This is a genomic window from Pseudomonas sp. IT-P294, assembly GCF_949767865.1.
Taxonomy (GTDB): Bacteria; Pseudomonadota; Gammaproteobacteria; order Pseudomonadales; family Pseudomonadaceae; genus Aquipseudomonas.
The window spans coordinates 774,620-783,885 of the sequence record NZ_CATKQW010000022.1 but is presented as its reverse complement, the minus strand read 5'-3'; the positions used below and the strand labels follow the sequence as shown (position 1 = coordinate 783,885).

Here is a 9,266-nt window from a genome sequence, read left to right as displayed (position 1 = left end):
GTCTGGTTTACTACCCGGTACTTGGCCTAGACTGATTTGTATCAGCTACGCCCCGCGTCCCGCTTTGATTTAAGGCCTCTTGCATGTCCGATCCTCGTTATCAGGTCGACGTCAGCGTCGTCACCCGCTATCTGGCAGAACAATCGCAACCCGAGCACAACCGCTTTGCCTTCGCTTACACCATCACCGTGCACAACAATGGCGAGCTACCGGCCAAATTGTTGTCACGGCACTGGGTGATCACCGACGGTGACGGGCATGTCGAGGAGGTTCGCGGTGCCGGCGTCGTGGGCTTGCAACCCTTGATCCAGGCCGGTGAAGAACACACCTACAGCAGTGGCACCGTGATGACCACCAAGGTCGGTACGATGCAAGGCACTTATCAGATGCTTGCCGACGACGGTAAGCATTTCGATGCTGTCATTGCGCCCTTCCGGCTGGCGGTGCCCGGAGCCTTGCACTGATGGCAACGTATGCGGTCGGAGACTTGCAAGGCTGCCTTGAAGCCCTGCAATGCCTGCTCAAAAAAGTAGCCTTCGACCCGACAAAGGATCGTCTGTGGCTGGTGGGTGATCTGGTCAACCGTGGTCCGCAGTCGCTGGCTACCTTGCGCTTCCTCTATAGCATTCGCGAATCGCTGGTGTGCGTGCTCGGCAACCATGACCTGCACTTGTTGGCCGCCGGAAAAAACATCGAACGCCTGAAGAAAACCGACACCCTTCGCGAGATTATTGAAGCCCCCGATTGTGCCGACCTGTTGGAATGGCTACGCCAGCAAAAGCTCATGCACTACGACGAGCAACGTAACGTTGTGCTGGTGCATGCCGGTATCCCGCCGCAATGGTCGCTGCGCAAAGCCCTGAAATGCGCCGCCGAGGTCGAGACGACCCTGCGCGACGATAATTTGCTGCCACCCTACCTCGACGGTATGTACGGCAATGATCCAGCGAAATGGGACAGCGACCTCAAAGGTGTCACGCGCCTTCGGGTGATCACCAACTATTTCACCCGCATGCGTTTCTGTACCGCCGAAGGCAAGCTGGACCTCAAGACCAAGGAAGGCGTGGACACTGCGCCACCTGGCTACAAACCCTGGTTCCAGCATAAGGAACGCAAGACCAAGGGCGTGAAAATCATTTTCGGGCACTGGGCCGCGCTTGAAGGCCAGTGCAACGAACCGGGCGTCTCCGCCCTCGACACAGGTTGCGTCTGGGGCGGTGCCCTGACCCTGATGGATGTCGATAGCGGAGAACGCCTGTCCTGCAAATGCGACGAGCATGGCCATGCCGCCGAGCCAGCAGTCGCCCCACAAACCAGCGAACCAACGCCAGCCAGCGCCCCGCGCTAGACTGCGCCTCCAGCCGAGCCACAGGAGCCCGCCATGAGCGAATTCAAACGTATTCCCCCGGAACAGGCCCATGCCCTGCGCGAACAAGGCGCAGTGGTGGTCGATATCCGCGACCCGCAAACCTACGCCGCGCTGCACATTGCCGGCTCCCGGCATGTGGATAACCACTCCATCGCCGATTTCATCCGCAGCGCCGACCTCGACGCACCGCTGGTAGTGGTCTGCTATCACGGCAACTCCAGCCAGAGCGCGGCGGCTTACCTCATCAGCCAGGGCTTTTCCGACGTCTACAGCATGGATGGCGGTTTTGAGCTGTGGCGTACCACTTTTCCTGCGGAAACGGCGCAAGGCACCTCAGAATAATTTTTTTGTAACGCGCAAGCCCCGGCCCCCGTGGGTTAGCGCGGTGGCAGACGAACGGTCTGCCACAACTAATTACGCATCTTGCCTTTACCTCACGAATTCCCAACTATCCTTAAGCGCAGGCCATCCAAAACAGGGGAGAGCCGGTACACCGGCGCGCGGGTCATCGGGAGTAGCTTTCGGGGTAGTCAGATCCGAAAGAGTTCTGGGGGGTAAACAGCGACTGCATATCCGGTTGCTGCCAGCATCGACTGAATGATCCGGCGTCGGCTCCACGTATCGAGCGAGGTGACGTCATGAGTATCTTTAGCCACTTCCAACAACGATTCGAGTCCACACGCCAGGAAGAACTCACGCTGCAAGAGTATCTTGAACTGTGCAAACAGGACCGCAGCGCCTACGCCTCCGCCGCCGAGCGTCTATTGCTGGCCATCGGAGAACCGGAGCTGCTCGACACCTCGACCAACTCGAGGCTGTCGCGAATCTTCTCCAACAAGGTCATCCGCCGCTATCCGGCCTTTGAAGACTTCCACGGGATGGAAGAATGCATTGACCAGATCGTGTCGTATTTCCGCCATGCCGCTCAGGGGCTGGAAGAGAAGAAACAAATTCTCTATCTGCTCGGTCCTGTCGGTGGCGGTAAATCGTCCCTGGCCGAAAAGCTGAAACAGCTGATCGAGAAAGTGCCCTTCTACGCGATCAAGGGTTCGCCGGTATTCGAGTCGCCCCTGGGTCTGTTCAACGCCACCGAAGATGGCGCGATCCTCGAGGAAGACTTTGGCATTCCTCGGCGCTATCTCAACACCATCATGTCGCCATGGGCTACCAAGCGCCTGGCCGAATTCGGCGGCGACATCAGCCAGTTCCGCGTGGTGAAGCTCTATCCGTCGATCCTCAATCAGATCGCGGTGGCCAAAACCGAGCCGGGAGATGAAAACAACCAGGACATCTCGGCGCTGGTGGGCAAGGTCGACATCCGCAAACTGGAGGAATACCCACAGAACGACGCCGATGCCTACAGTTACTCGGGCGCACTGTGCCGGGCCAACCAGGGCCTGATGGAATTCGTCGAAATGTTCAAGGCGCCGATCAAGGTGCTGCACCCATTGCTGACCGCCACTCAGGAAGGCAACTACAACAGTACCGAAGGCCTCGGGGCGATTCCTTTCACCGGGATCCTGCTGGCGCACTCCAACGAATCGGAATGGCACACCTTCCGTAACAACAAGAACAACGAAGCCTTCATCGACCGGATCTACATCGTCAAAGTACCGTACTGCCTGCGCGTCAGCGACGAAGTGAAGATCTACGACAAGCTGCTGTTCAACAGCTCCCTGGCCAAGGCTCATTGCGCGCCCGACACCCTGAAGATGCTTGCCCAGTTCACCGTGCTCTCGCGTCTCAAGGAGCCGGAAAACTCCAACATCTACTCCAAGATGCGGGTGTATGACGGCGAGAACCTCAAGGACACCGATCCGAAAGCCAAGTCGATCCAGGAATACCGCGACAACGCCGGTGTAGACGAGGGCATGAACGGTCTGTCGACCCGGTTTGCGTTCAAGATCCTGTCCAAGGTGTTCAACTTTGACCCGCACGAAATCGCCGCCAACCCGGTGCATTTGCTCTATGTGCTGGAACAACAGATAGAACAGGAACAATTCCAGGCCGAGACTCGTGAACGGTATCTACGCTTCCTCAAGGAGTACCTGGCACCGCGTTATATCGAATTCATCGGCAAGGAGATCCAGACTGCCTACCTCGAGTCTTACAGCGAGTACGGCCAGAACATCTTCGATCGCTACGTGCTGTACGCCGACTTCTGGATTCAGGATCAGGAATACCGCGACCCGGAAACCGGCGAGATCCTCAATCGCGTCGCCCTGAACGAAGAGCTGGAGAAAATCGAAAAACCGGCTGGCATCAGCAATCCGAAGGATTTCCGCAACGAAATCGTCAACTTCGTATTGCGCGCGCGGGCCAACAACAATGGCAAGAACCCGACCTGGCTCAGCTACGAAAAACTGCGGGTGGTCATCGAGAAGAAAATGTTCTCCAACACCGAGGACCTCCTGCCGGTCATCAGCTTCAATGCCAAGGCCAGCAAAGAGGACCAGCAGAAACACAACGACTTCGTCACACGGATGGTCGAGCGGGGTTACACCGACAAACAGGTACGGCTGCTGTCCGAGTGGTACCTGCGGGTCAGAAAATCACAGTAACCCGCTGCCGGTCAGACCGGTTGTCGTCAGCCAGAGACCTGTGTGCGCTTTTTCTGTTACACAGGCCTCTGGAAGGTGTTCGAAAGTCGGTGCGAGGTTCAGGCAGTATTCAAAGCGCTTGGGGGAGCGTGAACATCCCTTGGCACGGTCGATGCTGCATAACCGCTCGCCCCTTTCAGGACAGCTTCTAAGGAGCAGTCATGAGCTATGTGATCGACCGACGTCTCAATGGCAAGAACAAGAGCACGGTGAACCGCCAGCGGTTTCTGCGGCGTTACCGTGATCACATCAAAAAGGCTGTCGAAGAGGCCGTCAGCCGGCGCTCCATTACCGATATGGAGCACGGCGAGCAAATCAGCATTCCCGGACGTGATATCGACGAGCCGGTGCTTCACCATGGCCGTGGTGGCAAGCAGACCGTCGTGCACCCCGGCAACAAGGAATTCACCAGCGGCGAGCACATTGCCCGTCCACCTGGAGGGGGAGGCGGCAGAGGCCCCGGCAAGGCTGGCAACTCGGGCGAAGGGATGGACGAGTTTGTCTTCCAGATCACCCAGGAGGAATTCCTCGAGTTCATGTTCGAGGACCTTGAGCTGCCGAACCTGGTCAAGCGCAACCTGACCGGCACCGACACCTTCAAGACCGTGCGCGCGGGCATCAGCAACGAAGGCAACCCTTCACGCATCAACATCATCCGCACGCTGCGTTCGGCCCATGCCCGGCGCATCGCCCTGTCTGGCAGCAGCCGGGCTAAATTGCGCGAAGCCAAAGAGGAACTGTTGCGGCTCAAGCGCGATGAACCGGATAACTTTGGCGATATTCAGGAAATCGAAGCGGAAATCGAAAAACTCAGTGCGCGCATCCATCGCGTGCCGTTTCTCGACACCTTTGACCTCAAGTACAACCTGCTGATCAAGCAGCCGAACCCGAGCTCCAAGGCCGTGATGTTCTGCCTGATGGACGTGTCCGGCTCCATGACCCAGGCGACCAAGGACATCGCCAAGCGCTTCTTCATCCTGTTGTACCTGTTTCTGAAGCGTAACTACGACAAGATCGACGTTGTGTTCATCCGCCACCACACCAGCGCCCGCGAAGTGGATGAGGAAGAGTTCTTCTACTCCCGGGAAACCGGCGGCACCATCGTCTCCAGTGCCCTGAAACTGATGCAGGAGATCATGGCCGAGCGCTATCCGAGCAATGAGTGGAACATCTACGCCGCCCAGGCGTCCGACGGCGATAACTGGAACGACGACTCGCCGATCTGCCGCGACATTCTGATCAACCAGATCATGCCGTTCGTGCAGTACTACACTTACGTTGAGATTACCCCGCGCGAACACCAGGCTTTGTGGTTCGAGTACGAACGCATCGCCGAAGCCTTCTCTGACACTTTTGCCCAACAGCAACTGGTCTCGGCCGGGGATATCTATCCGGTCTTTCGTGAACTCTTCCAGCGCAGGTTAGTGACATGACCGCCAAAGAGCAGAAGCGCCAACCCATTTCCACCGGCTCCGAATGGACGTTCGAGCTGATCCAGGCCTACGACAAAGAAATCAGTCGCCTGGCGGCTCGCTACGCACTCGATACCTACCCCAACCAGATAGAGGTGATTACCGCCGAGCAAATGATGGATGCCTACGCCTCCGTCGGCATGCCGCTGGGTTATCACCATTGGTCCTACGGCAAACACTTTCTCAGCACCGAGAAATCCTACAGCCGCGGGCAGATGGGACTGGCTTACGAGATCGTGATCAACTCAGACCCGTGCATCGCCTATTTGATGGAAGAAAATACCATCTGCATGCAGGCGCTGGTCGTCGCCCACGCCTGCTACGGGCACAACAGCTTTTTCAAAGGCAATTACCTGTTCCGTACCTGGACCGATGCCAGCTCGATCATCGATTACCTGGTCTTCGCCAAGCAGTACATCATGCAGTGCGAAGAACGCCACGGCATCGACGCAGTCGAGGATCTCCTCGATTCCTGCCATGCGCTGATGAACTACGGGGTCGACCGGTATAAACGCCCCTATCCGATCTCGGCGGAAGAGGAACGTCGTCGTCAGAAAGATCGTGAGGAGCACCTGCAGAAACAAATCAATGATCTGTGGCGCACCATTCCGAAAGGAGCGGACAAGTTCAGTGACAAGGACAACGCACGCTTCCCCGCCGAACCTCAGGAAAACATCCTGTATTTCATCGAAAAACACGCGCCGCTACTGGAACCCTGGCAGCGGGAGATCGTGCGGATCGTGCGCAAGATTGCCCAGTATTTCTACCCACAACGCCAGACTCAGGTGATGAACGAAGGCTGGGCCACGTTCTGGCACTACACCCTGATGAACGACCTGTATGACGAAGGGCTGGTGACTGACGGCTTCATGATGGAGTTCCTGACGTCCCACACCAGTGTGGTCTACCAACCCGGCTTCGACAGCCCCTACTACAACGGCATCAACCCCTACACCCTGGGTTTTGCCATGTACCGGGACATCCGCCGCATGTGTGAAAACCCTACCGAGGAGGACTACCGCTGGTTCCCGGAAATAGCGGGCACCGACTGGCTATCGAGCATCAAGTTCGCGATGAGCAGCTTCAAGGATGAGAGTTTTATCCTGCAATACCTGTCACCGAAAGTGATCCGTGACCTGAAACTGTTCAGCATTCTCGATGACGACCAGAAGGACGACTTGCTGGTTCCGGCGATTCACGATGAGGGTGGCTATCGCATCATCCGCGAAACCCTGGCCGCGCAGTACAACCTTGGTAACCGCGAGCCCAACGTGCAGATCTACAGCATCGACCGGCGTGGTGACCGCTCGCTGACCTTGCGCCATCAGCAACACGACCGCAAACCGCTGGGCGAGTCCACCGAGGAAGTGCTCAAGCACCTCCACCGGCTGTGGGGTTTCGATATTCACCTCGAAACCCTGCAAGGGGATCAGGTGATGAAAACCCATCATGTTCCCCCCAGAAGCGAGCACGGCGAAGGGGATTACGGGCGACTGGACCTCGCCGTCATTCATCTTTAACCGTCTTTACGCCTCCGATAGCTCGATGCAAAGGTTATTCTGTCGAGCTAACGGAGGTTTTTTATGCGGATTTATAAAGTCGGCGGTGCGGTACGCGATCGCCTGCTGGGCAAGCCTGTCACCGATATCGACTGGGTCGTGGTCGGCGCCACCACTGAAGAAATGCTCGCCAAGGGCTATCGCCCGGTAGGCGCGGATTTCCCGGTTTTCCTTCACCCTAAAAGCGGTGAGGAATACGCCCTCGCCCGCACCGAACGCAAAAGCGGTCGCGGTTATGGCGGTTTCACCTTTCACGCCAGCCCCGAAGTCACCCTCGAAGAGGACCTGATCCGTCGCGACCTGACCATCAACGCCATGGCCGAAGACGATCAACAGCATCTGACTGACCCTTACCATGGCCAGCGTGATCTCGAGGCGCGCATACTTCGCCACGTTTCGCCCGCGTTCGCAGAAGATCCACTCCGAGTCCTGCGGGTTGCGCGTTTTGCCGCTCGTTATTACGGCCTGGGATTTACCGTCGCCCCTGAAACCCTGGAGCTGATGCGCCAGCTCAGCCAGTCCGGCGAACTGCAAGCCTTGACCGCCGAACGCAGCTGGAAAGAAATCTCCCGGGCGCTGATGGAAGACCAGCCTCAGGTATTTATCGAGGTATTGCGTGAATGTGGCGCGCTCAACGTGCTGATGCCGGAAGTCGATGCCCTGTTCGGCGTGCCGCAGCCCGAAGCCCATCACCCGGAAATCGATACCGGCGTGCACACCCTGAGCGTGCTTGAACAAGCGGCGCTGCACAAACAACCACTGACCGTGCGCTGGGCCTGCCTGTTGCATGATCTGGGCAAAGGATTGACACCCGAAGAAGAATGGCCGCGTCACATTGCCCACGAACACACGGGCATGAAGTTGATCAAAGCGGTCAATGAACGCTTCAAGGCACCCAAGGATTGCCAGGAACTGGCATTGCTGGTGGGCCAATATCACACCCATGGCCATCGCGCTTTGGAGCTGAAGCCTTCGACTTTGCTGGAGTTGTTGCAGAGTTTTGACGTGTACCGTCGACCCCAGCGATTTGAAGAGTTTATTGCGGCGTGTGAAATGGATGCGCGGGGGCGCAAAGGGCTGGAGCAGCGAAGTTATCCACAGGCGGATTATTTGCGCGGCGCAGCGACCGCGGCCCGCAGCGTGGCGGTTCAGCCGCTGCTTGAGAAGGGATTTAAAGGGCCGGAACTGGGCGAGGCGATTAAACGTGAACGGCTCAAGGCGCTGAAAGCCTACAAAGAGGCGGCGTCCGCCTGAAAAACATCGCGGGCAAGCCCGCTCCCACAGGTTCTATGTAAATCCCTATGGGAGCGGACTTCCCGCAATTGCGTCAGTCAGATCTCAGTAAATTCGTTGGGGTCAATTGCTGGCCACGCCACTCGAACGCCACTGGCGCCAACACCTGATCAATCTGCGCTTCGCGCCACAACGTCGAAAAACTTTTGCCTACACCTGGATGGACCCGATCCGGCGCTATCAGCGACAGCGGCCACAGCACAAAGGCATTTTTCAGAATCTCTGCCCTGGGCAATGTCAGCCCATCGAAATTGCCTACCAGATCGCCGAACAGCAGCACATCAATGTCCAGCGGCAAGCCCTTGCGGTCCGGGGCATAACGACCGTTATCCGCCTCGATGAATTTCAGGCGACGATCCAGTTCCATCAACGGCAGATCGGTGTAAGCCGAGACCACGAAATTGAAGAACGGTCCGCTCTTGATCCCCACCGGCTGGCTTTCGAACACCGCCGAGCAGCGTATATCCACCAGAAAAGCCGCCAAGGCTTCCAGGCCCGCCTGCAAATGGGTTTCGCGCTCGATATTGCTACCGAGCCCTAGGTACACCTGAGTCAGCGACATCCGCGCTCGATCTCCACGCCCACACCACCGGTGGCCGCCGGGACAGCGCCTGGCTTGGTCAGTTTGAGGCGCATCCAGGTGATCTTGAATTCGCTCATCAACACTTCCACCAGACGCTCGGCGAAGGTTTCTACCAACTGGAACTGTGCCTGCTCGGCAAAGGCCTGGATGCGTGACGAAACGCTCGCGTAGTCGAGCGCCAGGGTCAGGTCATCACCGGCGGCGGCCGGGCGATTGTCCCAGGCGAAACTCAGATCAAGTCGCAAGCACTGTCGGATGCCTCGTTCCCAGTCGTAGGCACCAATTACGGTGTCGACTTCCAGGCCCTCGATAAACACTCTGTCCAAGCACTTTTCTCCGCTGCACGACAAGGGCGCAATGCGCCGTTAGAATCAGGGCGTCCTCGCCCGG

At 57.7% G+C, this 9,266-nt stretch carries 9 protein-coding genes; 7 read left to right on the top strand and 2 right to left on the bottom strand.

The features are described from left to right. The first annotated feature begins 83 nt into the window (after positions 1–83). The 7 genes from apaG (at position 84) to ACM6I0_RS18675 (ending at position 8,254) form a co-directional block, all read left to right on the top strand. On the top strand, positions 84–464 hold the full coding sequence (gene apaG / locus ACM6I0_RS18705; protein ID WP_285432616.1) for a Co2+/Mg2+ efflux protein ApaG: 381 nt from the start codon (positions 84–86) through the stop codon (positions 462–464). Then, positions 464–1,348 carry a symmetrical bis(5'-nucleosyl)-tetraphosphatase gene (locus ACM6I0_RS18700; RefSeq protein WP_285432618.1) on the top strand — a complete coding sequence of 295 codons (885 nt, stop codon included), beginning with the start codon at positions 464–466 and terminating at the stop codon, positions 1,346–1,348. The genes apaG and ACM6I0_RS18700 overlap by 1 nt, the downstream gene beginning before the upstream one ends. A gap of 33 nt (positions 1,349–1,381) precedes the next feature. Further along, positions 1,382–1,711: a thiosulfate sulfurtransferase GlpE gene (gene glpE, locus ACM6I0_RS18695; protein ID WP_285432619.1), complete on the top strand. Its 330-nt coding sequence runs from the start codon at positions 1,382–1,384 to the stop codon at positions 1,709–1,711. 296 nt (positions 1,712–2,007) lie between these two features. After that, positions 2,008–3,930 carry a PrkA family serine protein kinase gene (locus ACM6I0_RS18690; protein WP_084318392.1) on the top strand — a complete coding sequence of 641 codons (1,923 nt, stop codon included), beginning with the start codon at positions 2,008–2,010 and terminating at the stop codon, positions 3,928–3,930. Between the two features lie 200 nt (positions 3,931–4,130). Beyond that, entirely contained in the window at positions 4,131–5,402 is a 1,272-nt protein-coding gene (locus ACM6I0_RS18685) for a YeaH/YhbH family protein (protein ID WP_010467159.1), read from the top strand. Beyond that, on the top strand, positions 5,399–6,961 hold the full coding sequence (locus ACM6I0_RS18680) for a SpoVR family protein (protein WP_222588704.1): 1,563 nt from the start codon (positions 5,399–5,401) through the stop codon (positions 6,959–6,961). The genes ACM6I0_RS18685 and ACM6I0_RS18680 overlap by 4 nt, the downstream gene beginning before the upstream one ends. Before the next feature lie 63 nt (positions 6,962–7,024). Further along, complete coding sequence (locus ACM6I0_RS18675) at positions 7,025–8,254, top strand: multifunctional CCA addition/repair protein (protein ID WP_414922985.1); 1,230 nt, start codon at positions 7,025–7,027, stop codon at positions 8,252–8,254. 73 nt (positions 8,255–8,327) lie between these two features. On the opposite strand, the gene folK is transcribed toward ACM6I0_RS18675, so the two are convergent. Further along, a complete protein-coding gene (gene folK, locus ACM6I0_RS18670; protein ID WP_414922984.1) occupies positions 8,328–8,855 on the bottom strand; it encodes a 2-amino-4-hydroxy-6-hydroxymethyldihydropteridine diphosphokinase in 528 nt (175 codons plus the stop codon). Beyond that, complete coding sequence (folB, locus tag ACM6I0_RS18665; protein ID WP_008051601.1) at positions 8,846–9,202, bottom strand: dihydroneopterin aldolase; 357 nt, start codon at positions 9,200–9,202, stop codon at positions 8,846–8,848. The genes folK and folB overlap by 10 nt, the downstream gene beginning before the upstream one ends. Between the last annotated feature and the right edge of the window lie 64 nt (positions 9,203–9,266).